Annotated in this window: 24 protein-coding genes; 14 read left to right on the top strand and 10 right to left on the bottom strand. The window is 67.7% G+C overall.

Annotation, left to right across the window (positions count from 1 at the left end; translation table 11 throughout):
• Nucleotides 1-6: 6 nt before the first annotated feature.
• Nucleotides 7-1650, bottom strand: coding sequence for a phosphoglucomutase (alpha-D-glucose-1,6-bisphosphate-dependent) (pgm, locus tag RN51_RS12870; RefSeq protein WP_045264461.1), 1644 nt, complete (start codon nt 1648-1650; stop codon nt 7-9).
• A gap of 156 nt (nt 1651-1806) precedes the next feature.
• Here pgm and RN51_RS12875 point away from each other — a divergent pair, with 156 nt between their 5' ends.
• Genes RN51_RS12875 through pheA form a run of 6 tightly spaced genes read left to right on the top strand, consistent with a single transcriptional unit; the run spans nt 1807 to nt 5669 of the window.
• Complete coding sequence (locus tag RN51_RS12875) at nt 1807-2097, top strand: hypothetical protein (RefSeq protein ID WP_156149179.1); 291 nt, start codon at nt 1807-1809, stop codon at nt 2095-2097.
• On the top strand, nt 2097-3380 hold the full coding sequence (locus tag RN51_RS12880) for a putative T7SS-secreted protein (protein ID WP_045264463.1): 1284 nt from the start codon (nt 2097-2099) through the stop codon (nt 3378-3380). The genes RN51_RS12875 and RN51_RS12880 overlap by 1 nt, the downstream gene beginning before the upstream one ends.
• Nucleotides 3377-3874: a hypothetical protein gene (locus tag RN51_RS12885; protein ID WP_045264464.1), complete on the top strand. Its 498-nt coding sequence runs from the start codon at nt 3377-3379 to the stop codon at nt 3872-3874. The genes RN51_RS12880 and RN51_RS12885 overlap by 4 nt, the downstream gene beginning before the upstream one ends.
• Nucleotides 3871-4197 (top strand): hypothetical protein, encoded by a 327-nt coding sequence (locus RN51_RS12890; RefSeq protein WP_156149181.1) that lies wholly within the window; start codon nt 3871-3873, stop codon nt 4195-4197. The genes RN51_RS12885 and RN51_RS12890 overlap by 4 nt, the downstream gene beginning before the upstream one ends.
• 41 nt (nt 4198-4238) lie before the next feature.
• Nucleotides 4239-4679 carry a hypothetical protein gene (locus tag RN51_RS18050; protein WP_197073254.1) on the top strand — a complete coding sequence of 147 codons (441 nt, stop codon included), beginning with the start codon at nt 4239-4241 and terminating at the stop codon, nt 4677-4679.
• A gap of 39 nt (nt 4680-4718) precedes the next feature.
• Entirely contained in the window at nt 4719-5669 is a 951-nt protein-coding gene (gene pheA / locus RN51_RS12900) for a prephenate dehydratase (RefSeq protein ID WP_045264466.1), read from the top strand.
• 28 nt (nt 5670-5697) lie between these two features.
• Here pheA and RN51_RS12905 read toward each other — a convergent pair whose 3' ends face one another.
• From RN51_RS12905 to RN51_RS12915, 3 genes are all read right to left on the bottom strand, one after another.
• Nucleotides 5698-5907, bottom strand: a complete 210-nt coding sequence (locus RN51_RS12905) for a hypothetical protein (RefSeq protein WP_045264467.1) — start codon at nt 5905-5907, stop codon at nt 5698-5700.
• 83 nt (nt 5908-5990) lie between these two features.
• The gene (locus RN51_RS12910) at nt 5991-7031 is read right to left on the bottom strand and encodes an LLM class flavin-dependent oxidoreductase (RefSeq protein WP_045264468.1); all 1041 of its coding nucleotides are present in this window, start codon (nt 7029-7031) and stop codon (nt 5991-5993) included.
• Between the two features lie 134 nt (nt 7032-7165).
• Nucleotides 7166-7588, bottom strand: a complete 423-nt coding sequence (locus RN51_RS12915) for an Hsp20/alpha crystallin family protein (RefSeq protein WP_045264469.1) — start codon at nt 7586-7588, stop codon at nt 7166-7168.
• A gap of 134 nt (nt 7589-7722) precedes the next feature.
• On the opposite strand from RN51_RS12915, the gene RN51_RS12920 reads away from it, so the two are divergent.
• Nucleotides 7723-8049 (top strand): MerR family transcriptional regulator, encoded by a 327-nt coding sequence (locus RN51_RS12920; RefSeq protein ID WP_045264470.1) that lies wholly within the window; start codon nt 7723-7725, stop codon nt 8047-8049.
• A gap of 54 nt (nt 8050-8103) precedes the next feature.
• On the top strand, nt 8104-9834 hold the full coding sequence (locus RN51_RS12925) for a cation:proton antiporter (RefSeq protein ID WP_045264471.1): 1731 nt from the start codon (nt 8104-8106) through the stop codon (nt 9832-9834).
• Between the two features lie 156 nt (nt 9835-9990).
• On the opposite strand, the gene RN51_RS12930 is transcribed toward RN51_RS12925, so the two are convergent.
• From RN51_RS12930 to RN51_RS12950, 5 genes are all read right to left on the bottom strand, one after another.
• Nucleotides 9991-11415, bottom strand: coding sequence for a dicarboxylate/amino acid:cation symporter (locus RN51_RS12930; protein ID WP_082066588.1), 1425 nt, complete (start codon nt 11413-11415; stop codon nt 9991-9993).
• Between the two features lie 203 nt (nt 11416-11618).
• On the bottom strand, nt 11619-11855 hold the full coding sequence (locus RN51_RS12935) for a helix-turn-helix domain-containing protein (protein WP_045264472.1): 237 nt from the start codon (nt 11853-11855) through the stop codon (nt 11619-11621).
• Nucleotides 11852-12625, bottom strand: coding sequence for a hypothetical protein (locus tag RN51_RS12940; protein WP_045264473.1), 774 nt, complete (start codon nt 12623-12625; stop codon nt 11852-11854). The genes RN51_RS12935 and RN51_RS12940 overlap by 4 nt, the downstream gene beginning before the upstream one ends.
• A complete protein-coding gene (locus tag RN51_RS12945; protein WP_045264474.1) occupies nt 12625-13269 on the bottom strand; it encodes a hypothetical protein in 645 nt (214 codons plus the stop codon). The genes RN51_RS12940 and RN51_RS12945 overlap by 1 nt, the downstream gene beginning before the upstream one ends.
• A complete protein-coding gene (locus tag RN51_RS12950; protein ID WP_045264475.1) occupies nt 13269-13898 on the bottom strand; it encodes a hypothetical protein in 630 nt (209 codons plus the stop codon). Before RN51_RS12950 ends, RN51_RS12945 begins: the two co-directional genes overlap by 1 nt.
• A gap of 204 nt (nt 13899-14102) precedes the next feature.
• Here RN51_RS12950 and RN51_RS12955 point away from each other — a divergent pair, with 204 nt between their 5' ends.
• The 4 genes from RN51_RS12955 (at nt 14103) to RN51_RS12970 (ending at nt 18858) form a co-directional block, all read left to right on the top strand.
• The gene (locus RN51_RS12955) at nt 14103-16637 is read left to right on the top strand and encodes an ATP-dependent Clp protease ATP-binding subunit (RefSeq protein WP_045264476.1); all 2535 of its coding nucleotides are present in this window, start codon (nt 14103-14105) and stop codon (nt 16635-16637) included.
• A gap of 212 nt (nt 16638-16849) precedes the next feature.
• The gene (locus RN51_RS12960; RefSeq protein WP_045264477.1) at nt 16850-17350 is read left to right on the top strand and encodes an amino-acid N-acetyltransferase; all 501 of its coding nucleotides are present in this window, start codon (nt 16850-16852) and stop codon (nt 17348-17350) included.
• A 71-nt stretch (nt 17351-17421) separates the two neighbouring features.
• Complete coding sequence (locus RN51_RS12965) at nt 17422-18072, top strand: hypothetical protein (protein WP_045264478.1); 651 nt, start codon at nt 17422-17424, stop codon at nt 18070-18072.
• Nucleotides 18073-18447: 375 nt separating this feature from the next.
• Nucleotides 18448-18858, top strand: a complete 411-nt coding sequence (locus RN51_RS12970) for a hypothetical protein (protein ID WP_045264479.1) — start codon at nt 18448-18450, stop codon at nt 18856-18858.
• Between the two features lie 40 nt (nt 18859-18898).
• On the opposite strand, the gene radA is transcribed toward RN51_RS12970, so the two are convergent.
• Nucleotides 18899-20266, bottom strand: a complete 1368-nt coding sequence (radA, locus tag RN51_RS12975; protein ID WP_045264480.1) for a DNA repair protein RadA — start codon at nt 20264-20266, stop codon at nt 18899-18901.
• Between the two features lie 100 nt (nt 20267-20366).
• Here radA and RN51_RS12980 point away from each other — a divergent pair, with 100 nt between their 5' ends.
• Nucleotides 20367-21077 (top strand): helix-turn-helix transcriptional regulator, encoded by a 711-nt coding sequence (locus RN51_RS12980; RefSeq protein ID WP_045264481.1) that lies wholly within the window; start codon nt 20367-20369, stop codon nt 21075-21077.
• Nucleotides 21064-22479, top strand: a complete 1416-nt coding sequence (locus RN51_RS12985) for a cytochrome ubiquinol oxidase subunit I (RefSeq protein ID WP_045264482.1) — start codon at nt 21064-21066, stop codon at nt 22477-22479. The genes RN51_RS12980 and RN51_RS12985 overlap by 14 nt, the downstream gene beginning before the upstream one ends.
• The last annotated feature ends 10 nt before the right edge of the window (nt 22480-22489 follow it).

Consider the following 22489-nt stretch of genomic DNA (forward strand, 5'->3'; position numbering starts at 1 on the left):
GTCTGGTCAGTCGCCGAGCGCGGCGGAGACCACGGCGCGTGCTTCGGCCTGCACCTCGGCGAGGTGCTCGGGGCCGCGCAGGCTCTCGGCGTAGAGCTTGTAGACGTCCTCCGTGCCCGAGGGGCGAGCGGCGAACCAGGCGTGTTCGGTCTGCACCTTGAGGCCGCCGATCGCCGCGCCGTTGCCCGGAGCGTGCGACAGCTTCGCCGTGATGTCCTCGCCGGCGAGCGCGGTCGCCGTCACCGCCTCGGGGGCGAGCTTGCCGAGGGTCGCCTTCTGCTCCGGAGTGGCCGGCGCATCGACGCGCTGATACGCCGAGGCTCCGAAGGCGGTCTCCAGTTCGCGGTACCGCTCCGAGGGAGTCTTCCCCGTGACGGCGATGATCTCGGCGGCCAGCAGGCACAGCAGGATGCCGTCCTTGTCGGTCGACCAGACCGAGCCGTCCTTGCGGAGGAACGAGGCACCGGCCGACTCCTCTCCGCCGAACGCGACGGAGCCGTCGAGCAGGCCGGGGACGAACCACTTGAATCCGACCGGCACCTCCAGCAGGCGCCTTCCGAGCGACTCGGCGACGCGGTCGATGATCATGGACGAGACCAGCGTCTTGCCGATCGCGGCGTCGCGGGGCCACCCCTCCCGGTGCGAGAACAGGTAGTCGATGGCGACCGCGAGGTAGTGGTTCGGATTCATCAGTCCGGCATCCGGAGTCACGATCCCATGACGGTCGGCATCGGCGTCGTTCCCGGTGAGGACGTCGTAGGAGCCCTTCTTCGCGACCAGTGACGCCATCGCCGAGGGAGACGACGGATCCATCCGGATCTTCTCGTCCCAGTCGAGCGTCATGAAGCGCCACGTCGGGTCGACCTCGGGGTTGACGACGGTGAGGTCGAGGTCGTGCATCTCGGCGATCAGCGACCAGTATTCGACGGAGGCCCCGCCCAGCGGGTCGGCGCCGATGCTGACACCGGCGCTGCGGATCGAGTCGATGTCGATGATCGAGGGCAGGTCGCGCACGTAGGCGTCACGGAAGTCGTAGCCGGTGAGCGAATCCCAGTCGATGTCGGCGAAGCGCTCCAGCTTCACGCCCTCGAGCCCTGCCGCGATCAGCGCGTTCGCCCGGTCGGCGATCCAGCTCGTGGCGTCGGTGTCTGCGGGCCCGCCGTGCGGGGGGTTGTACTTGAATCCACCGTCACGCGGAGGGTTGTGCGAGGGGGTGACGACGATGCCGTCGGCTCGACCGGGGTCGTCCGCCGCCTTGCCGCGGTTGTAGGTGAGGATCGCGTGGCTGAGCGCCGGGGTCGGCACCCATGAGTCGCGGGAGTCCACGCGCACATCGATGCCGTTCGCGAGCAGTACCTCGATAGCGCTGCGCTCCGCGGGGAGAGAGAGCGCGTGCGTGTCGCGTCCGAGGAACAGTGGACCGGTGATCCCCTGCGCGTCGCGGTAGTCCACGATCGCCTGTGTCGTGGCGAGGATGTGGTTCTCGTTGAAGCTGTTCGACAGCGAGGATCCGCGATGGCCGCTGGTGCCGAACACCACGCGCTCCGCCGCCACGTCGGGGTTCGGTGTGCGGTCGTAGTACGCGGCGATCAGCTCGTCGACATCGATCAGGTCACTTTCCTCCGCGGGGAGGCCGGCACGGCTGCTCATCCTCTCAGTCTGCCCCCTGTTGGACGCGACCGCATCCGGGAAGTCATCTCTCCGGCGAGAGAGGAGCACGCAGCAGAATACTGCATGTGTCCTCATGTGTGGCGTAACCTTGCACAGACGAAGTCAATGACGTTCGTTCTTCGCGGAGGAGGCACCGTGTCCCAGGGTTTCGACGTCGACACCGACGTATTGCGGGCGATGGCGCAGAAGGTGCGTCGTGTGATACGCGACCTCGCGCCGCTCGACATGGAAGCGCCCACGCGTGCCGGACACGACGGCGTCATCGCCGCGGGCTCCGACTTCCGTTCTGCGTGGTCGCGCGGCCTGTCGGCGCGGGCGACCGACTCGCACGACTTCGCAGACCGCATCGATCAGACCGCGCGGGTGTTCGACGACGGTGACGACGCTGCCAAGGCGGAGCTCGACGCGATGATCTGGGGCCTGTGATGGAGCTGGGCCAGACGCAGTCGGCGGTGGACCTCGTGCCGGGATCCGTGGCGTCGGTGCGGACCACGGCGGAACAGTGGAAGGCGCGTGGCGCGGCGGCTGATCGGGTGCGCGATGGGCTGTCCACGGTCGACGATGGCGGTACCTGGCGGGGTGACGCCTACTCCGCGTATCTGGAGCGATTCGAGCGTCAGCTGCTGCATTGGAAAGACGCGGGCGAGTGGTTGGGCGCCGGTGCGCGCGCGTTGTTCACCTGGGCGGACGCGTTGGAGTGGGCGCAGGACGAGGCGGCCAGGGCGATCGCCCTGTGGAACGAGGCCGAGCAGCAGGCGGCCACGGCGCTGGCCGCGCATCAGGCACACGTGCGGGAGCTGCGCATCGGCCTCGGGCTGCGGGGCGCCGAGGCGGATGTGCCGTTCGTGGATCCGTCAGCGGCCGCGCATGACGAGGCGCAGGACGTGCTGTTCAACGCGCGGATGACGTTGGACGTCTTCGCCCGCGAGTGCGCGGATCGGTTGGACGAAGCGGCGGATGCGGCGCGGATGCCGTTGACCGAGGAAGAGGCCGGCGAGGAGATGAGGCAGACCCTCGCGCTGGCCGCGATCGATGTCGCCGTGGTGCAGCCCTTCCGAGCGACGTGGGAGGCGCTCCAGGTCGCCGGGCAGACCCTGTGGGAGCACCCCGACATCATCCTCGAGATGCTCGGTGGCGTCGCCATGGTGGTCGGCGGCGGCATCATGTTCGGCAGCGGGGGTGCCCTCGCCGTCACGGGCGTCGGCACCGTGCCCGGCGGTGGTCTGGCCTGGGCCGGTGCGGGAGTCGCCGCAGCCGGCCTCACCGCGGCCGGTCTCGCCGCCGGCCGATGGATGAGCGAGACCGCGGCGGACGCCTCCGCGCGTGCACCGCATCCGATATATGGCGGGCGCAACGTACGCGGCGAGTACAACGGCGATGGTCAGCGACCCTGGGTCGATGCGGAGAAGATCGGACTCGACCGGGTTGCAGAAAGGCGTCGCGTCGAAGTCATCCGAGACAAAGTTCGCGCGACGATCGAGGGGCTTCGGCGGCCTGGTGCCGCCTTCGACCAGTCTCGATACTTCGACGGTCTGTTCCGCAACGCCGACGGCACGTACACCGCCATCGAGATCAAGGGAGGAACCGGTAGTCGCAGCGCGGCTCAAGCGAGTTTCGATAGCACGGTCAGCCCGGAACGACCGGCCACCGCAATCCTCAACGGTGAGAAGATCCGTATTGTCCGAGTGATCTTGGAGACAGTGAAATGAACACCCCTACACACATCGACCAGATCAATGGGGAGAGCCGCGGGCCTTTCGTGGACTATGTCCGTCCCTACGCAGAACAACTCCGGGCCACGTTGAACGGCATGAATGCCTCGTCGTTCTGGGCCTACAGTCTCTGGCGTGCGCCCGAGGGCTCTGACCTCCTGGACAGCATCCCGTTCAACGACGAGTACATGCAGTGCGCGGGGACGGCGGAAGCCCTCACGATCGAGGTCCGCTCTCTCGATCCCGATGGCACTCCTCATCAGTACACGATCGGCAGGCCCGGGGGTGACTACGAGCGGGAGCCGACCGAGGTGATCCACTGGGACGACGGTCGCCACAGCACGAGGGTGTACCCGAACGAGGTGTTCACCGCCGACGAGGCCGCTGTGGTGTTCTACACGTACTTCCTCACCGACAGGGTCGCTCAGCCGTATGTCCTGCGCGAGCTCGACATGAGCTGGCCGCAACCCGAGGGCGAAGAAGAGACATGACTCCCCCTTCACGATCGCGGCGGAGCGAAGACCGGTTGAGGGACAACGGCAGCATCGCTCCGGAAATCCTGTCGCACGCGCGCGAAGATGAAGATCCGCCGTACGGCAGTCGCGTGTTCTCGGGGCTCATGAAGAACGACGACGGCGAGAACACCTACACCGGAATCGTGATCCTGTTCGATTCCCGCCTGAAGGACTATCTCCGGCCGGACAGCCCGCAGCGAGAGTTCGATGAGGCCATCAACAGCGGCACTCGTGCTCGCGGCATTCTCGACGGTGAGGAAATCGTCATCACACGCGTAGAAGTAGAGGTTCTGTCATGACGAAGTACGGTCCATTTGCTCAGCAGCACGATGGTGTCCAGATGAGCTGGCTGTCTGACCAACGGCGTCCAGTTCCCGACCAGCTGCGGCGGATACTGGGGATGCTGGATGGGGTGAAGCGACATACCTACAGCATTTGGCGGGGAGCCGATCCGGAGAGCATCGTCGGTTTCCGAGACCACGCCGGCGACTCGTTCATCCAAGCCGCGGGTTCCATGGACGGGATCACGGTCGAGGTGCGGCTCCCAGGAGCGGATGGGCAGGGGCACCTCTACTCGGTGGGCCGTCGGGAAGCCCCCGACGGGACGACGGTGCTGATCCCGATCAACACCACGCGTGCCGTGCGTGTGTTCTCGAATGAGGTGTTCACCGCTGACGAGGCCGCCGCGATCTTCTACGCCTACTACCTCACCGAGTCGGTCGCCCAGTCGTACGTTCTTCGTGAGCTCGATCTCTCCCGAGAGCTCTCAGAGAGGCGCTGACGTTCATCAGGGTCCGCATGCACCGGCAAGTCCCCTAAGGTGAAACCCGTGACTGAACGCCGCACCTACAGCTATCTCGGCCCTGCCGGCACCTTCACGGAGGCGGCACTCGATCAGGTGGCGGAGGCCCGCGGTCAGGACTGGCGCCCTGTGCACAACGTGGGCGAGGCCCTCGCCGATGTGCTCGAGGGGCGCAGCGATGCCGCGATGATCGCGATCGAGAACTCGATCGAGGGCGGGGTGTCCACCACGCAGGACGCTCTGGCTACCCTCCCCGGTCTGCGCATCATCGGGGAGTACCTGGTGCGGGTGAACTTCGTGCTGGTCGCCCCGCGTGGCACGACGCTCGACCAGGTCGAGGTCATCGCGGCGCACCCCGTCGCCTACGCGCAGTGCCACGGCTGGCTCGGCGCGCACCTGCCATCGCACTCGCACGTGCCCGCATCGAGCAACGTCGCCTCCGCGATCGGAGTCCTCGACGGCACACTTCCCGCGCAGGCGGCCATCGCGGCGCCCGGCATCGTGAACCACTACGACGTCGATGTGCTGGCGGAGGGCATCGGCGACAACGCGCAGGCCGTGACCCGCTTCGTCCTCGTCACACGCACCACTCGTTCGCCGGAACCGACCGGGGCCGACAAGACGTCCCTGATCGTCGAGCTCCCGCACGACCACCCCGGATCGCTCCTCGAGATGCTCGAGCAGTTCTCGACTCGCGGCATCAACCTGTCGCTCATCGAGTCGCGGCCCATCGGCGATGAGCTGGGTCGCTACCGGTTCGTGATCGACGCCGACGGCCACATCGAGCACGAGCGCATGGCCGATGCGCTGCTCGGCATCCGCCGGTTCAGCCCCCGCGTCGTGTTCCTCGGGTCGTACCCGCGCGCGGACCGTCAGATCGTGCAGTACCCGGACCGCTACTCGGACGACGTGTTCGTCGAGGCGCGCGATTGGCTCCGTGGGATCCTCTCCGGCGAACCGGAGTCCTGACTCCCCGTCCGTCAGGTCGTCGAGCCGCTCAATGCTCCTGGAAGCGCGGCCAGTCGCTGCCCGGTGTCATGTGCGAATGCAGCGCACCCTTCGCCGAGGCGAGGCTCGGGTAGGTGCCCGTCGTCGCGTCGGCCCCGACCATCGTGACCGTATAGCCGTCCTCGTCGTGGCGAATGCTGCCCACGACGCCGTTGCGTCCGTAGGCCACCCAGAGTGCGAGTGTCTTCGTCGTGCTCATCGTCGAACCCCTCTCTCTGCCGCCGAGGCTACGCCTGCCCGCCCCGGAAGGCCAGGGCTTGACAAGCGCCCGCCATCGTCGATTCAGAGAGCGGCGGCGATGAGCTCCAGGGTCTGCGCGCGTCCGGTCGGTACGTCCTTCGGCTCGGCGTCGTACGCACCGGCCACGGGGGACAGCATGACCTCGTCGACGCCGTGACGCTCGGCGAAGGCGCGCACCTCGGTCGCGACACTCGCACCGGTGCCGACGAACCAGCGAGAGCGGGCGGCCTGCACGACCTCGTCGGTCGCGGGATCGGTCACGTCAGACACTGCCTGCTCGACGGTCTCGAGCGCGGCGAGGGGTTGGTTGAGCCGCAGGCGCGCCATCATCCGCAGCTGCGGCAGCGCACGGGCCTCGGCCTCTTCCGCGGTCGGCGCCGCCACGGCGTTCACCGTGAGGAAGGTGCGCGGCTCCGGGTGCTCTTCGCTGGGACGGTATCCCGTGCGGTAGAGGTCGAGCGCGCGTTCGAGGCCCTGCCCCGAGAAGTGGTTCGCGAAGACGTAGGGGAGTCCGTGCGATGCGGCGAGCTGGGCCGAGTAGTCGCTCGATCCGAGCAGCCAGACCTCGGGGGTTCCGGTCGCGGCCGGCGTGGCGCGCACCGTGTACTCCCCGCCGGAGGTGAAGCGCAGGGCGGCTCCCTCGCTGGAGAGGAGAGCGGCGATGTCCTGCACATGGCGCGGGAACTGTTCCACGTCGCTCGTGGTCCCCGAGCCGCGGAGCAGCTGCGTGATCACCGGGTCGCTTCCCGGGGCGCGGCCGAGGCCCAGGTCGATGCGTCCCGGCGCGATCGCCTCGAGCGCCGCGAACTGTTCTGCGACGATGAGCGGCGCGTGGTTGGGCAGCATCACGCCTCCCGAGCCCAGGCGCACGCGCGAGGTGCGGGTGGCTGCGGCGGCGATCAGCACCGGGGGAGTGGTCGACGCGACCGACGGCATGTTGTGGTGCTCGGCGAACCAGTAGCGGCGATAGCCGAGGCGGTCGGCGACCTCCGCGAGAGCGAGCGAGGCGGCGACGGCCTCTGCGCTGGTCTGGCCGGTGCGAACCGGGACGAGGTCGAGGACGGAGAGAGCTGTATCGGGCATCCCCTGTTCCAACGCGTCCGCAGGCGTCGTCATTCCCTGTCTCACCCGGTTCGCCCGGTCGTGTTCAGTGCCCGGCGGGGTGGAGGGCGACGGCCGCGCCGCCCCCCACCGTTCGTCAGGCCATGATCGGTGCGTCAGGCGTTGATCGCCTCGCGCTGATCAGCGGACTCCACTGTGATCTTGCGCGGCTTCGCGCGCTCGCTCACCGGGATGATCACGGACAGTACACCGCTCTCATACGAGGCGCTGATGCCGTCGAGGTCGACGCCCTCGCCGAGCGAGAACTGCCGCAGGAAGGAGCCGGATCCGCGTTCCCGGGCGAGCCAGCGCACACCGTCACGGGTGTCGGGGGTGCGCTGCGCGCGGATCGTGAGCTGACCGCCGTCGAGGTCGACGTCGATCGAGCCAGGATCGGCTCCTGGAAGGTCGGCGTGGAGCACATAGCGGTCTCCGTCGCGGAACAGGTCCACCGGCATCGGCCGGGGAGCGCGAACGGAGTCCAGCACGCTCGCGGCGAAGCGATCGAGCTGGCTGAAGGGATCGAAGGTCAGTGCCATGAGGTTCTCCTTTCGTGCTGCCCTGACGGGCGAATCTGTGGTGCAGCGGATCTGCACCATGGCTATAGATTTTTTATACGACAACTCGTGTTAGGTTTGCAACTCCGAATCCTGCCGACCTCAGGGGTGACCATATGCCGCATCGTGACAGCCGGACGCCGCTCTACGGCATCGCCGTCGCAGCGCAGCTGGTCGAGCTCCCCGAGGCGACGCTCCGCCTGTTCGAGAGCAAGGGCCTGCTCACCCCCGCCCGCAGCGAAGGCGGAACCCGCCGCTACAGCGATGACGACATCGAACGGCTGCGGCGAGCGGCCTCACTGCGCGAAGACGGCGTGAACATCGCCGGGATCGCCCGGATGCTCGATCTGCAGGACGCGAACGACGACCTGCAGGTGCGCAACGAGCAGCTCCGCGAGGCTCTCGATGCTCAGCGCGGGAGAGGTCGCCGCTCCACCGACTGATCGACGAGGCGAAGTGGCCGGCCGTCCATCGGACCCGACCACTACCGTTGAGGCATGGAAGCAGGCATCTTCTACGTCCTCGTCGGCTCGGTCGCGGTCGCCGCCTTCGCGCGGTGGCGCGGATGGCCTGCCCCACTGCTGGTGACGGTGGTCGCGCTCGCTGCGTCGTTCCTCCCGTTCGTGCCCGATCTCGACATCGACGGGCATGTGCTCCTGAGCCTCGTGCTGCCGCCGCTGCTGTATTCGGCCGCGCTCGATGTCTCTTTCGTGGGGTTCAAGCGCAGCCTGCCGCAGATCCGCCGCCTCGGTATCTGGCTCGTGCTGCTCACAGCACTCGCGGTCGGGTTCGTCGCGTGGTGGATCCTGCCCTCGCTCACGCTTCCCGGCGCACTGCTGCTGGGCGCGATCGTCGCTCCTCCCGACGCGGTGTCCGCCGCGGCGATCGGTCGTCGGCTCGGACTGCCCCGACGCATCATGACCGTGCTCTCGGGCGAGAGCCTCATCAACGACGCGACCTCGCTCACCCTGTACCGGGTGTTCGCGGCGATCCTCGCCGGGGCGACGGTCTCGGTGTGGGGCGGTGTGGGGCAGTTCCTGCTGGCTGTCGGCGTCGGCGTGGCCGTCGGACTCGTCTTCGGGATCATCCTGCACCAGCTGCGCATGCGCATCAGCGATCCGGTCGTCATCGGCACCTTCGGGCTGCTCGCCCCGTTCGGCGCCTACGCGATTGCCGAGCACCTGCTCGGATCCGGGGTCCTCGCCGTCGTGGCGATGGGACTCTACGTCGGCTACAACTCGCCGCGCACCGACTACACGACGCGCCAACAGGAGAAGCCGCTGTGGCTCTCGGCCGATCTGCTCCTGGAGAGCTTCGTGTTCGCCTACATCGGGCTGCAGTTCCCCCGGGTGCTCAGCGACCTCGGCAGCGAGTCCGTCGGACAGATCCTGCTGCTCTCCGGCGCAGTGCTGCTCGTGGTGGTCATCGTGCGACCGCTGTACATCTACCCGACCAGTGCGTGGTCGAACTTCCAGGACCGCAAGCGTCTCGAACGCTGGGATCGCGGCGTGGAATCCGGGGAGTTCGAGAAACGTCATCGCACCTCGCGTCGCTGGGGGAACTACACGGCGGACGAACTGCGCAGCCACATCGTGCGGGAGCAGATGGCGGGGCTCACCCTCACGTGGAAGGACAGCGCCGTCATCTCCTGGGCCGGTATGCGCGGGGTGGTGACGCTGGCGATCGCGGTGGCGGCGGCCGACCTCGCGACCCTCGACACCGAGGCATCCCACGCGATTGTGGTGGTGGCGTTCATCGTCACGGTGGGCACGCTGCTGCTGCAGGGGCTCACGCTGCCCATGTTGATCCGTGGTCTCGGCATCGAGCGCGACGCGGATGAGGCGGAGGACGAGGCCGCTCTCGCGGAAGTGCGGGAGAAGAGCCGCGAAGCCGGCAAGGCCTATCTCGCCGAGAAGCGCGTGGAGTGGGAGGCGAAGTACGGCGAGGTCGATCTGAGCGTGTTCGACGCGTTCACGAAGCGCATGACCCGGGTCGAGAAGGACACCGACGAGGCGCAGAAGGTCGAGGACGCCGTGACCCGGCCCTCCTACGACGACCTCGTCGCGCTGTCCAGGGGGTGGTTGCAGGTGCGCCGCGACATCCTCCTCGCCGAGCGCGACGCCGGCAATCTCGACGAAGAGGTGATGCGGGAGCTCATCGCCGCCATGGATGCCGAGGAGCTGGCGCTCGACACGCGCGGCGCCACCCGTCAACAGAGCCGCGCCTGACGCTCTAGCTCTCCCTCTCCCTCTCCCTCGCCCTCGCCTCCGCCGAGACCCATCGTCGTCGCCCAGACCCATCGTCTGAGACGTCTGCGACCGTGGGCCTCGACGACGCGCGTGGGTCTCGGCGGAGCGAGGAGGAGAGGGGGCGGAGCGAGGGGGTCAGCGAGCGCTGACCGGCTCCTTGTCGGCAGACGCGTCCGACTCGGGAGCGTCGTCGTCGCCGGAGTCGTCGGCGAAGGGCAGACCCTCGCGCGGTGCGTTGTACAGCTCCTCGTTCAGGATGCCCTCGCGCTTGGCGACGATGGTCGGGATCAGCGCCTGACCCGCGACGTTGACCGCGGTACGGCCCATGTCGAGGATCGGGTCGATCGCGAGCAGCAGTCCGACGCCCTCGAGTGGCAGACCGAGCGTCGACAGCGTGAGCGTGAGCATGACGACCGCGCCCGTGGTTCCGGCGGTGGCGGCGGAACCGACGACCGAGACGATCACGATCAGCAGGTACTGCACGAAGTTCAGCTCGATGCCGAAGAACTGCGCGACGAAGATCGCGGCGATGGCCGGGTAGATCGCGGCGCAGCCGTCCATCTTCGTGGTCGCGCCCAGCGGCACGGCGAACGAGGCGTAGGAGCGGGGCACGCCGAGGTTGCGCTCGGTCACGCGCTCGGTGAGGGGCAGCGTGCCGATCGAGGAACGGCTGACGAAGGCCAGCTGCACGGCAGGCCACACACCGGAGAAGTACTGCTTGATCGACAGACCGTGCGTCTTGACGAGGATCGGGTAGACGACGAACAGCACGAGCGCGAGGCCGATGTAGACCGCGGCGGCGAACCAGCCGAGCGACGCCAGCTTCTCCCAGCCGTACTTGATGACGGCGGAGCCGATGAGGCCGAACGTGCCGAGCGGGGCGATGCGGATGATCCACCACAGCACGCGCTGGATGACCTTGAGCAGGGACTCGGTGAAGACGAGGAACGGCTCCGCCTTCTTGCCGGCCTTGAGCGCCGCGATGCCGACGACGGCCGCGACCACGATGACCTGCAGGATGTTGAAGCCCACGCTGGAGCTGAAGGTGCCCTCGGCAGCGCCGGGGTTGGTGCTCACCGTGAGCCCGAGGAAGTTCTGCGGGATCAGACCCAGCAGGAAGTTCCACCACGTGCCGACCGTGTACGGGTCGCCGGTCTCGAGACCCTCGCCGGCCCGGTTACCCGGCTGGATCACGAGGCCGAGCACGATGCCGATGATCACGGCGACGAAAGCGGTGATCGCGAACCACAGGATCGTCTGGCCGGCCAGGCGTGCGGCGTTCTGCACGCGGCGGAGGTTCGAGATGCTGGCGACGATGGCAGTGAAGATCAGCGGGACGACAGCTGCCCGCAGCAGCGTCACGTAGGAGTTGCCGATCGTGTCGAGTGTCGCCGACAGGCCGTTCGGGTTCTCCGCGGTGGCGCCGAGCTGGCGACCGATCAGACCGGCGGCGACGCCGAGGACGAGGGCGGCCAGGATCTGGAAGCCGAACGACGTCAGCAGCTTCCGGACAGGTCCGCGGGTGTCAGGCGCCTTCTGGGCGCGTGCGGTGGTGCTCATGGGGTGGGGACTCCAGAATCGTGGCACGCCGAGTGCGCGCCATGGTGCCCAACGCTATGACTCCCTGAGAATTCCCTGGGTGCATATGACGAAGGATGACGCTCCTGGGCTCCCTCGCTCGCGCTCGCTCGCTCCCGCTCCCGTCGTACTTTCTGTCGGTATGGCAGCCCGATACCGACAGAAAGTGCGACGGGAGTGCCGACTCAGCGAGGGGCGAGCACCAGCAGGTCGCCGGGCGCGCAATCGAGCGCCTCGCAGATCGCGCGCAGTGTCGAGTAGCGGATGGCGCGGGCGCGGTCGTTCTTGAGCACCGACAGGTTCACGATGCTCACCCCGACCGCGGCGCTCAGCTCCGTGAGCGTCATGCCTCGTTCCGCGAGGAGCTCATCGAGGCGGCAGTGGATGCCGGTGAACTCGTCGTCGCTCTCCGCCGGGGTCACACCAGCCCCTCCGTGTCCTTCTGCAAACGCGCGGTCTCCTGCTGCAGGTGCGCTCTGTCCTGTTCGAGGCGTGTGCCCTGGCGGAACACAGCGGCGAGGGCGAGGAGCCCGAGCGCGCTCACGAACGGGAGGGGCGTCACGGTCAGCTGGTAGAAGGGCGGGTACCACTCGCTGTCCGGCGGGAACACCTCACGCAGGCCGGTCGTGGCGGCGATGCCGCTCAGGAGGTCGGCGGCCACACCGAAGACCAGCACCGCGACGGCCCCGCCCACCAGTGCTCGCGTCACCGTGGTCGAGAACGCACGCCCGCGCAGCGTGGAGAAGCAGATGACGCCGACGATGACGGCGGGCATCGTGGTCAGCGCCAGCGTGCTCAGCTGTGCGCTCGCGGCCAGGAGTCGGAGTCCGAGAGAGGCCTGCCCCACGACGAACGTGGTCAGCGGCTCCCCGTTGCACGTCAGCATCGTCGTCGCGCTGTCGCCGAACTCGGAGCACGGCAGATCGCGAGGCCACTCGACGAAGACGTGGGTCTCTCCGTCGAGCTCGGCCCAGGAGACGGTGAAGGCCTTGATGACGATGATCACCGCGCCGACCGCGGACAGCAGGATCCACCATCCGGAGATCACGAGAGCGGCATCGAGCGCGATCGTGCGGCGCCCTCGTCGCCGCCCGTTCCACACGACCAGTCCGAGGATGACGGCGATCACCGCGAGCGCGATCCCGATGTTGAGGAGGGAAGGCCACAACTCGTCCGAACCGAAGCTGATCATCAGACGAGTCCCTCCGTGTCCTTCTCGAGCGCGAGCTTCTCGTTCTGCAGGCGGATACCGCGGCGGAAGGCGACGGCGATCAGGCCGACGGTCACGCCGGTCGCGAAGATCGGGGCGACGCTCCAGAACTCGATCGGATGCGCAGGCTCTCCCTCACCGAGACCGAGTGCCGAGGTGACGCCGTTGCGGCCCATGGTCTCGAGCATGACGATCAGGATCGGCGCGACCACCAGAGTCCAGCCGATCACATCGAACGCGCGGGCGTTGCCGCGTACGAAGAAGCGTCCGCGCAGGAAGTTCCACGCCACCAGCGTGACCGACCCGATCACCAGCAGGGCCGCGAGCGCCCACAGGCTGATGGCAGCGATGATCGCCGCGACCGATACCGCGTTCACCTCGGTGGCGAAGACCATCGCGTCCTGGGCGATCCCCTCGACGGAGATCGCGCCGGAGTCGGTGGTCGCCGAGATCGGCTGCTCGTCGATCGGGATCGACCACGCGATCCCGGAGTCGCGGAAGGTGCTGCCGATGCGCAGGATCGTGGCGAACGCCACCGTGACCAGAGCCGCGGCAGCGTAGAGAATCACGGTGATCGCGTCCGCCGTCTCGGAGCGGGTCGCCCCGGCCGCTGTGGCGGTGTTCATCAGACGAGTCCTTCCGTGTCGCGCTGCAGACGTTGACCGATCTCGAACGCGCCCGCGACGACCACGAGCGCGAAGCCCCACCCGAACGGGGCGAGGTCGATCGACATCTCGAACGCCGGAACGCCTGCGGAGGCGAGGTTCAGCTCGGAGGTGATCTCGCTGAACGCGTTCGCGCGCATCGCCTGGCTCATCAGACCGCCCGCCATGACGGCGAGCGCAGCGACGGCGATGCCCCAGGTGGCCGCGCTGCCGAAGGGGCGACCGATCAAGAGGCGGATGCACAGCCAGGCGACCGCGAGGCACAGCACGATCGGGCCCAGGACCGCGAGAGCATCGGCGATCGCGAGCAGGAGACGGGGAGAGAGGCTGAGGCCGGAGGTGGTGAGCGTGATGGTGTCGTACTGCGCATCGGAGATGCTCGAGGACGCCGCGAGCACTGCGGGCGCCTCGGCCGTGCTCAGCGGCATCGACGGGACGGTGACGGACTCGCTCGTCATCAGGACGACAGTGCGGACGCCGGCGCCGATCAGATCGACGATCGCGATGGCTCCTGCGGCTCCGGCGATGACACCCAGCACGGTCTTCTCCACCAGGCTCGCCGCTCTGTTCGCGGTCGGTGCATCGGTCATGGCGCCTCCTTCTCCGTGGTCCGGTCCGGACTCGTTGTTATCGACTGTCGTTAACATAACGACAGTCGATAACCCCGTCAACCTCCGGTATGCCCACGGCGAACACGGGCATACGTGCCGTTCGTGGTGGTTACTCTCGATGTACAGGCGCAGAGAACGCCATAGGTGTCAGCGCTTCGCCCCGTGCGAATAAGGAGTCACAGCATGTTCGAGAGATTCACGGACCGAGCCCGTCGAGTGGTCGTCCTCGCCCAAGAAGAGGCGAAGATGCTCAACCACAACTACATCGGAACCGAGCACATCCTGCTCGGTCTCATCCACGAGGGTGAAGGTGTCGCTGCCAAGGCGCTCGAGTCGCTCGGCATCTCCCTCGACGCCGTGCGCGAGCAGGTACAGGACATCATCGGCCAGGGTCAGCAGCAGCCGACCGGGCACATCCCGTTCACCCCGCGCGCCAAGAAGGTGCTCGAGCTCAGCCTCCGAGAGGCTCTCCAGCTCGGCCACAACTACATCGGCACCGAGCACATCCTGCTCGGCCTCATCCGCGAGGGTGAGGGCGTGGCCGCTCAGGTGCTCGTCAAGCTCGGCGCCGACCTCAACAAGGTGCGCCAGCAGGTCATCCAGCTGCTCTCCGGTGCTCCCGGCCGCGAGCCGGCGTCCGTCGGTGCGCAGACCAACGACTCGCAGGCGGGCGCTCAGGGCGGTTCGGCCGTGCTCGACCAGTTCGGTCGCAACCTCACCCAGGCCGCACGCGACAACAAGCTCGACCCGGTGATCGGGCGCGAGAAGGAGGCGGAGCGGGTCATGCAGATCCTCTCCCGCCGTTCCAAGAACAACCCCGTCCTGATCGGCGAGCCCGGCGTCGGCAAGACCGCCGTCGTCGAGGGGCTGGCCCAGGCGATCGTCAAGGGCGACGTGCCCGAGACGCTCAAGGACAAGCAGCTCTACTCGCTCGACCTCGGCTCGCTCATCGCCGGTTCCCGCTACCGCGGTGACTTCGAGGAGCGCCTGAAGAAGGTCACCAAGGAGATCCGCACGCGCGGCGACATCATCGTCTTCATCGACGAGATCCACACCCTCGTGGGTGCGGGTGCCGCCGAGGGCGCGATCGACGCGGCCAGCATCCTGAAGCCGCTGCTCGCCCGCGGTGAGCTGCAGACGATCGGTGCCACCACGCTCGACGAGTACCGCAAGCACTTCGAGAAGGACGCCGCGCTCGAGCGCCGCTTCCAGCCGGTGCAGGTGAACGAGCCGACGCTGCCGCACGCGATCAACATCCTCAAGGGTCTGCGCGACCGCTACGAGGCGCACCACAAGGTGCAGATCACGGACGGCGCGATCGTGGCCGCGGCGAACCTCGCCGACCGCTACGTCTCCGACCGCTTCCTCCCGGACAAGGCCATCGACCTGATCGACGAGGCGGGCGCACGTCTGCGTCTGTCGATCCTGTCCAGCCCGCCCGAGCTGCGCGAGTTCGACGAGAAGATCGCCGCCGTGCGCGAGCAGAAGGAGATCGCCTCCGAGGAACAGGACTTCGAGAAGGCCGCCTCGCTGCGCGATGAGGAGAAGAGCCTCCTCGCCGAGCGTCTGCGTCTCGAGAAGCAGTGGCGTGCGGGCGACGTCGCGACCCAGGCGGTCGTCGACGAGGGCCTGATCGCCGAGGTGCTCGCCCAGGCGACCGGCATCCCCGTGTTCAAGCTGACCGAGGAGGAGTCCAGCCGGCTCGTCTTCATGGAGAAGGCGCTGCACCAGCGCGTCATCGGTCAGGAGGAGGCCATCGCCGCCCTCTCCAAGACCATCCGTCGTCAGCGTGCCGGCCTCAAGGACCCGAAGCGTCCCTCCGGCTCGTTCATCTTCGCCGGCCCCACGGGTGTCGGAAAGACCGAGCTGGCCAAGGCTCTCGCCGAGTTCCTGTTCGACGACGAGGCCGCGCTGATCTCCCTCGACATGAGCGAGTTCGGCGAGAAGCACACCGTCTCGCGTCTGTTCGGTGCCCCTCCCGGGTTCGTCGGATTCGAAGAGGGTGGCCAGCTCACCGAGAAGGTGCGGCGCAAGCCGTTCAGCGTGGTCCTCTTCGACGAGATCGAGAAGGCGCACCCGGACATCTTCAACTCGCTGCTGCAGATCCTGGAAGAGGGTCGTCTCACCGACGGTCAGGGTCGGATCGTGGACTTCAAGAACACGGTCATCATCATGACCACCAACCTCGGTGCCCGCGACATCGCCGGCGGACCCGTCGGCTTCCAGATCGAGGGCAACGACTCGACCAGCTACGACCGGATGAAGGGCAAGGTGAACGAAGAGCTCAAGCGGCACTTCAAGCCCGAGTTCCTCAACCGTGTCGACGACATCATCGTGTTCCCGCAGCTGTCGAAGGAGGAGCTGGTGCAGATCGTCGATCTGTTCACCAAGCGCCTCGGCGAGCGTCTGCTGGACCGCGACATGACGATCGAGCTGTCGCAGGCCGCCAAGGAGCGTCTGATCGAGATCGGCTTCGACCCGGCCCTGGGTGCCCGACCGCTGCGCCGCGCGATGCAGCACGAGGTCGAGGATCGTCTGTCGGAGAAGATCCTGCACGGCGAGCTCAACTCCGGAGACCACGTGAAGGTCGATGCGAAGGACGGGAAGTTCCTGTTCGAGCACGGCCCCCGCGATGGCGGTCCGGTCGCAGTCGGTGTGAACACCGGCGGTGGCGCGATCTCCGGCACCCCCGACCTGGCGGTCGCCAGCGGGGAGTGACCTCCCGGAACCACGAGAAGGGGCGGATGCTGCGGCATCCGCCCCTTCTTGCGTCCCCGATTCTGCGCTCCCTTCGTGCGAAAACCCAGACCATGCCGCCCCGCCTCGGCGTGTCCCGGTCTGACGCGCCGTGAGCGCATCAGGTGGTCTGGGTTTTGGCATGCCGACCCGGGCTGAGGGACATGCTCAGGGGTGGGTTCTAGGCTTGTGGTGTGAGCGAGTACATCGTCCGGCCGGCGCGCAGCGCCGACATCGTCGGCATCCGTGACCTGCTGCAGCCGCTCGTGGAGCAGCGCATCCTGCTCGGCAAAGACCTGGCGGTGCTGTACGGCGCGGTGCAGGAGTTCGTCGTCGCAGAGGCCGATGGCGTGCTGATCGGATGTGGAGCGCTGCACGTGTTCTGGGAAGACCTCGGCGAGGTGCGCACTCTCCTCGTGCGCGACGACTGGCTGCACCACGGCGTCGGGCGCGCGATCGTCGACCGCCTGGAGAAGAACGCCAAGACGCTCGGGCTGACCCGGCTGTTCTGCCTCACGTTCGAGGTCGACTTCTTCGGGCGGCGCGGGTACACCCCGATCGGCGAGCAGGTGGTCGACTCCGACGTGTACTCGCAGCTGTTGCGCAGTGGTGACGCGGGTGTTGAGGAGTTCCTCGACCTCGCCCACGTCAAACCGAACACGCTCGGCAACACTCGCATGCTCAAGGTGCTCTGACTTTCGACCGACCTCCGCGCGTGCCGTGGGGCCTCCCAGGCTGAGCGCGGCGGATCGCTTAGCCTGGAGTCATGCCCCGTCGCTCTGCCGCCGTCTACCGTCGTCGGCGACTGGTCGTCATCCTCGGTCTCATCCTGGCCGTCGCTGCGATCGGCATCGGCGCCTGGCTGCTGATCGCCCGTCCGTGGGCCTCCGCCGACACCGCATCGACGCCGACGTCGGCCCCCTCCACGTCGCCGTCACCCTCCGCGGATGCCACCACCGACGGGCAGTCGCCTTCTCCTGATCCGTCCGCGGAGCAGACCCCGGCGATCGTCGCCTGCGAGGCCGCGGACATCGAGGTCGCCGCTGTGACGGATGCCGAGACCTATGGGCCCGGCGTGATGCCGAAGCTCTCGATCTCGCTGACGAACAAGGGTTCGAAGGACTGCACGATCGACGTGGGGTCGACCACTCAGGTGTTCACGATCTCCAGCGGTGCCGATATCTGGTGGCGTTCGACCGACTGCCAGGAGAACCCGAGCAGCATGATCGCCACGCTCACGGCAGGCACCACGGTCACGAGCAAGGACCCTGTCACCTGGGACCGCACCCGATCGAGCGTCGAGACCTGCGCGCAGGAGAACCGACAGCGAGCGCCTGGAGGAGGAGCCTCGTACCACGTGGAGGTCTCCATCGGCGGGTTCACGAGCCCCTCGAGCGCGCAGATCCTGCTCTACTGAACCTCGCCGCGCCGAGGACAGAGCCTCGCTGTGTCTCGTCTCGCTGACTTTCGAAGCGATCTCGGAAGACACCTTCGAAAACCGTCGCGGTTCGATCGAGATCACACGAAATGAGGGGATGTCGTGCGCCTGAGGGGCACGATGCTGACATCCCCCGCTCTTTGGGATACCATAGAAGCGACTCTCCGCATCTGCGGCAACAAGCCATCCCCAGTGGCGTCGAACTACAGCGTCCCCAGCGCTTCGACATCGCCGCACGAGAGTCCGAGGGCCCTCTCGAGTACCCCAGTCCCCAATGTGGGACTCGAGAGGGCCCCAATCGTATCCACGGCCGGATCGGCGCTCTGCGCCCGGCGCCGTGAATATGCTGGATGCATGGCAGCGAAGAAGGCGAAGGCCGGAAAGAACAAGCCGGCACCCGAGGATTTCCGTTCGGACGCGCTGGCGCAGGCCCTGGAGAAGCAGGATGTCGCTGCGGTCGCGCTCGCCCTGCGGCACGGCACCACGGTCATCCCGCTCATCAAGCCCGGCGCTCGGGACAACCCTCTCGACAGCGGCGAGGTGTGGACGTATCGCGATCCGAACACCGGTGACCTCGCCCTGCTGCTGTTCAGCGACGCCAAGAACAAGCCGGCGAACCTGCCACCCGGCGTGGGTATCTACAGCGCCGACTGGCTGCGGAAGTTCCTCGCGGCCCACCCGATCACGACGGTGTTCCTCGACATCGCGGGTCCCCACCCGATGCAGGCCGATCCCGTCGAGCTGCTCAAGGCACTCGACGCCTGATGCCCGACGCCTGACCCCCCCCCACGTGGAAGCGCGAGCGTCAGAACGGGGGGATGTCGCGGTCGGACCGGCGTGAGGTGTTGCGCGCGCGCACATCGCCCAGCGCGGCACGGAGCGTCTTCGAGCGATCGTCGACCACCTGCTCGTAGCCGAGGCGTGCGGCCTCGGAGCGTCGCTGGGCCGCCTGCGTGACCGGCCTGATCTCTCCGGCGAGGCTCAGCTCTCCCACCGCCGCGACCGTGCGCGGCACCGAGATCTGCTGGATGGAACCCGCCACGGCGATGGCGATCGCGAGGTCTGCCGCGGGTTCGGTGAAGCGCACACCGCCGACCGTGGACACGTAGACGTCGAGGCTGCCGGTCGCGATGCCGGCTCTCTTCTCGAGGATGGCCAGCACCATGGCGACCCGCGAGGAGTCGACGCCGTGCACGATGCGGCGCGGGTTCGGGGCGTTGCTCGGCACCGTGAGCGCCTGCACCTCGACAGGGAGGGCGCGTCGACCCTCGAGCGAGATCGCCACGCACGTGCCTGGCTCGGTCGCCCCCTGCGAGAGGAAGAGGCCGGACGGGTCGGGCACCTCGGCGATGCCGTCGCCGGTCATCTCGAAGCAGCCCACCTCGTCGGTCGGGCCGAAGCGGTTCTTGAGTGCACGGACGAAGCGCAGCGAGGTCTGCCTGTCGCCCTCGAAGTGGCACACGACGTCGACGAGGTGCTCGAGCACACGGGGCCCGGCGACCTGACCGTCTTTGGTCACGTGGCCGACGATGATGATCGGCAGGTCACGATCCTTCGCGATGCGGATCAGCGTGGCAGCCACCTCTCGCACCTGGCTGGGCTGTCCGGCGGCGCCGTCGATCAGGGACGAGGAGACGGTCTGCACCGAGTCGACGATCACGAGCTGCGGCTTGACCTCGTCGATGTGGCCGAGGATGGTGGCCAGATCGGTCTCGCTCGCGAGATACAGCTCGTCGTGGAGCGCGCCCGTGCGCTCGGCGCGCAGGCGGACCTGACCGGGGGACTCCTCGGCGCTCGCGTAGAGCACACGGCGTCCGCCGCGGGCTGCTTGAGCGGCCACCTCGAGCAGCAGGGTGGACTTGCCGACGCCGGGTTCGCCGCTGAGCAGGATCGCGGCCCCCGGCACGATGCCGCCGCCGAGGACGCGGTCGAACTCGCCCACGCCGCTCGAACGGCGCGGTGCATCCTGCGTGGTGATCTGCGTGATGGGCCGCGCGGCACGGTCGGCGGTCGGCGCGACCGGCCCGACCCGACGGAGGATGCCGGTCTGCGCGGCCTGCTCCTGCACGGTTCCCCACTGTTGGCACTCGCCGCAGCGCCCGACCCATTTGGCGGTGGTCCACCCGCATTCCGTGCACACGTACGCAGGAGGAGCGGGTTTCCGGGTGGCCATGCCCCCAGGCTATCGCCGGCATCAGACATCCCTATCGGCCAGGTGTTTATTCACGGCCGATCCTCTCGGCAAACTCGCAGTGTCGCGGGATACTGGGTTCATGGCCAACGGCGGGCCCGTCTGCGGGCCGATCTCGAGCTACTCCCGGGTGCAGATCCTGCACTTGCTCTTCGAAGCGGGCAGTTCGCAGACCCGGGGCGAGCTCTCCATCACCGAGCTGTGCGACGCCACCGGTCTGCACCCCAACACGATCCGTGAGCACCTGCAGCGCCTGATCGAGGGTGGCTACGTGATCCCGACGATCGAGCACCGCACCACGCGGGGACGGCCGCGCACTCTGTACAGCGCGGCGACCGGAGCGCCAGGGGCCTCCAGCCCCGTGGCCAGGGACAAGGCGAAGGCGGCCGCCCGTCGCGGTGACCTGATGCGGAGCATGCTCCCCGACGCGGCATCCGGACTCGGTCGCGAAGCCACCTATCAGCTCGATGCGCTCGTGGAGCACCTGGAGGAGAGCGGCTTCGAACCCGTGCTCGACGACCGTAGTCTCACGGTCGACCTCAGCCCGTGCCCGCACGCAGCCGGACGGTCGGAAGACCGCCCGATGCTGTGCCGCGTGCACCTGGAACTCATGCAAGGCGTCCTGAACGAGGCAGGCGGACCACTCGAAGCCGAGTGCGTGCGCGACGCTGTCCTCCCGTCGGACTGCACCGTGCAGCTGCGCGACACCACCGCGCCGCTGGTCGAGGGAACGCTGCGTCACCGCACGAAGCAGCGGCACCACAGAACAGGAGTCGTGCATGGAATGGCTTGATCCGCTCGCTCTGGCCCGATGGCAATTCGGCCTGACGACCGTCTACCACTACCTCTTCGTGCCGCTCACGATCGGCATGGCGCTGGTCTCCGCGATCTTCCAGACCGCGTGGGTGCGCACCGGCAAGGTGCAGTACCTGCACCTGACCCGCTTCTTCGGGAAGATCTTCCTGATCAACTTCGCCATGGGCGTGGTCACCGGCATCGTGCAGGAGTTCCAGTTCGGCATGAACTGGTCCGACTACTCCCGCTTCGTCGGTGACGTGTTCGGCGCCCCGCTCGCCTTCGAGGGCCTGCTGGCCTTCTTCTTCGAGGCGACCTTCATCGGCCTCTGGATCTTCGGCTGGGACAAGCTCCCGCAGAAGCTGCACCTCGCCACGATCTGGTGCGTCTCGATCGGCAGCATCCTGTCGGCGTACTTCATCATCGCCGCCAACGCCTTCATGCAGAACCCCGTCGGGTACACGTTCAACGAGGCGACCAACCGCGCCGAGCTGACCGACTTCTGGGCACTGCTGACCAACCCCGTCGCGCTCGCCGCGTTCCCGCACACGATCTTCGGTGCGTTCATGTTCGCCGCCGGTGTCGTGATCTCGGTCTCGGCCTGGCACCTCTCGCGCGGCCAGCACTTCGACACCATGCGCATCTCGCTCAAGTTCGGGCTGTGGGCCATGATCGTGTCCACGGCGGGTGTCGTGCTCACGGGCGACCAGCTGGGACTCGCGATGTACGCCGCGCAGCCCATGAAGATGGCAGCGGCCGAGGCCACGTTCAACACGGTCTGCGGTCCCGATGCCTCGTTCAGCATCTTCACGCTCGGCACTCCGGACGGCAGCTCCGAACTGTTCTCCATCCGCGTGCCGTATCTGCTCTCGCTGCTGTCGACGCACACCCTCGATGCGTGCGTGCACGGCATCAACGATCTGAACGCCGAGTACGCCCAGACCTACGCCGCCACCGGTCTGACCGACTTCGCACCGGTGCTGTGGATCACGTACTGGGCATTCCGCTGGATGATCGGCCTGGGCATCGCCGCAGCGCTCGTCGCCGTCGCGGGCCTCTGGGTCACCCGCAAGGGTGCCAAGAAGCCGGTCGCACCGTGGATGTGGAAGGTCGCCATCTGGTCGTTCCCGCTCGCGCTGGCCGCCAACATCATGGGCTGGGTCTTCACCGAGATGGGCAGGCAACCCTGGATCGTGTTCGGGCTGATGACGACGCAGGACGGTGTCTCGCCGGGCGTCAGCGGGCTCGAGGTGCTGATATCGCTCATCTCCTTCACCGCGATCTATGCGGCGCTCGCCGTCGTGGAGATCCGCCTCATCATCCGGGCCGCGCAGAAGGGCCCTGACACCGAAGAGAAGCCGCATGACGAGACGGCCCAGCTGCCGTCGGTCGTCTACTGAGAGGGAGGAG

Source organism: Microbacterium oxydans, from assembly GCF_000956405.1.
Taxonomy (GTDB): domain Bacteria; phylum Actinomycetota; class Actinomycetes; order Actinomycetales; family Microbacteriaceae; genus Microbacterium; species Microbacterium oxydans_C.

What these genes read in the sequence shown, in the direction of transcription:
- pgm (WP_045264461.1), bottom strand. Translation starts at nt 1,650, where the DNA reads ATGAGCAGCCGTGCCGGCCTCCCCGCGGAGGAAAGTGACCTGATCGAT.
- RN51_RS12880 (WP_045264463.1), top strand. Translation starts at nt 2,097, where the DNA reads ATGGAGCTGGGCCAGACGCAGTCGGCGGTGGACCTCGTGCCGGGATCC.
- RN51_RS12885 (WP_045264464.1), top strand. Translation starts at nt 3,377, where the DNA reads ATGAACACCCCTACACACATCGACCAGATCAATGGGGAGAGCCGCGGG.
- RN51_RS12890 (WP_156149181.1), top strand. Translation starts at nt 3,871, where the DNA reads ATGACTCCCCCTTCACGATCGCGGCGGAGCGAAGACCGGTTGAGGGAC.
- RN51_RS18050 (WP_197073254.1), top strand. Translation starts at nt 4,239, where the DNA reads ATGAGCTGGCTGTCTGACCAACGGCGTCCAGTTCCCGACCAGCTGCGG.
- RN51_RS12905 (WP_045264467.1), bottom strand. Translation starts at nt 5,907, where the DNA reads ATGAGCACGACGAAGACACTCGCACTCTGGGTGGCCTACGGACGCAAC.
- RN51_RS12910 (WP_045264468.1), bottom strand. Translation starts at nt 7,031, where the DNA reads ATGCCCGATACAGCTCTCTCCGTCCTCGACCTCGTCCCGGTTCGCACC.
- RN51_RS12915 (WP_045264469.1), bottom strand. Translation starts at nt 7,588, where the DNA reads ATGGCACTGACCTTCGATCCCTTCAGCCAGCTCGATCGCTTCGCCGCG.
- RN51_RS12920 (WP_045264470.1), top strand. Translation starts at nt 7,723, where the DNA reads ATGCCGCATCGTGACAGCCGGACGCCGCTCTACGGCATCGCCGTCGCA.
- RN51_RS12925 (WP_045264471.1), top strand. Translation starts at nt 8,104, where the DNA reads ATGGAAGCAGGCATCTTCTACGTCCTCGTCGGCTCGGTCGCGGTCGCC.
- RN51_RS12930 (WP_082066588.1), bottom strand. Translation starts at nt 11,415, where the DNA reads ATGAGCACCACCGCACGCGCCCAGAAGGCGCCTGACACCCGCGGACCT.
- RN51_RS12940 (WP_045264473.1), bottom strand. Translation starts at nt 12,625, where the DNA reads ATGATCAGCTTCGGTTCGGACGAGTTGTGGCCTTCCCTCCTCAACATC.
- RN51_RS12945 (WP_045264474.1), bottom strand. Translation starts at nt 13,269, where the DNA reads ATGAACACCGCCACAGCGGCCGGGGCGACCCGCTCCGAGACGGCGGAC.
- RN51_RS12950 (WP_045264475.1), bottom strand. Translation starts at nt 13,898, where the DNA reads ATGACCGATGCACCGACCGCGAACAGAGCGGCGAGCCTGGTGGAGAAG.
- RN51_RS12955 (WP_045264476.1), top strand. Translation starts at nt 14,103, where the DNA reads ATGTTCGAGAGATTCACGGACCGAGCCCGTCGAGTGGTCGTCCTCGCC.
- RN51_RS12965 (WP_045264478.1), top strand. Translation starts at nt 17,422, where the DNA reads ATGCCCCGTCGCTCTGCCGCCGTCTACCGTCGTCGGCGACTGGTCGTC.
- RN51_RS12970 (WP_045264479.1), top strand. Translation starts at nt 18,448, where the DNA reads ATGGCAGCGAAGAAGGCGAAGGCCGGAAAGAACAAGCCGGCACCCGAG.
- radA (WP_045264480.1), bottom strand. Translation starts at nt 20,266, where the DNA reads ATGGCCACCCGGAAACCCGCTCCTCCTGCGTACGTGTGCACGGAATGC.
- RN51_RS12980 (WP_045264481.1), top strand. Translation starts at nt 20,367, where the DNA reads ATGGCCAACGGCGGGCCCGTCTGCGGGCCGATCTCGAGCTACTCCCGG.
- RN51_RS12985 (WP_045264482.1), top strand. Translation starts at nt 21,064, where the DNA reads ATGGAATGGCTTGATCCGCTCGCTCTGGCCCGATGGCAATTCGGCCTG.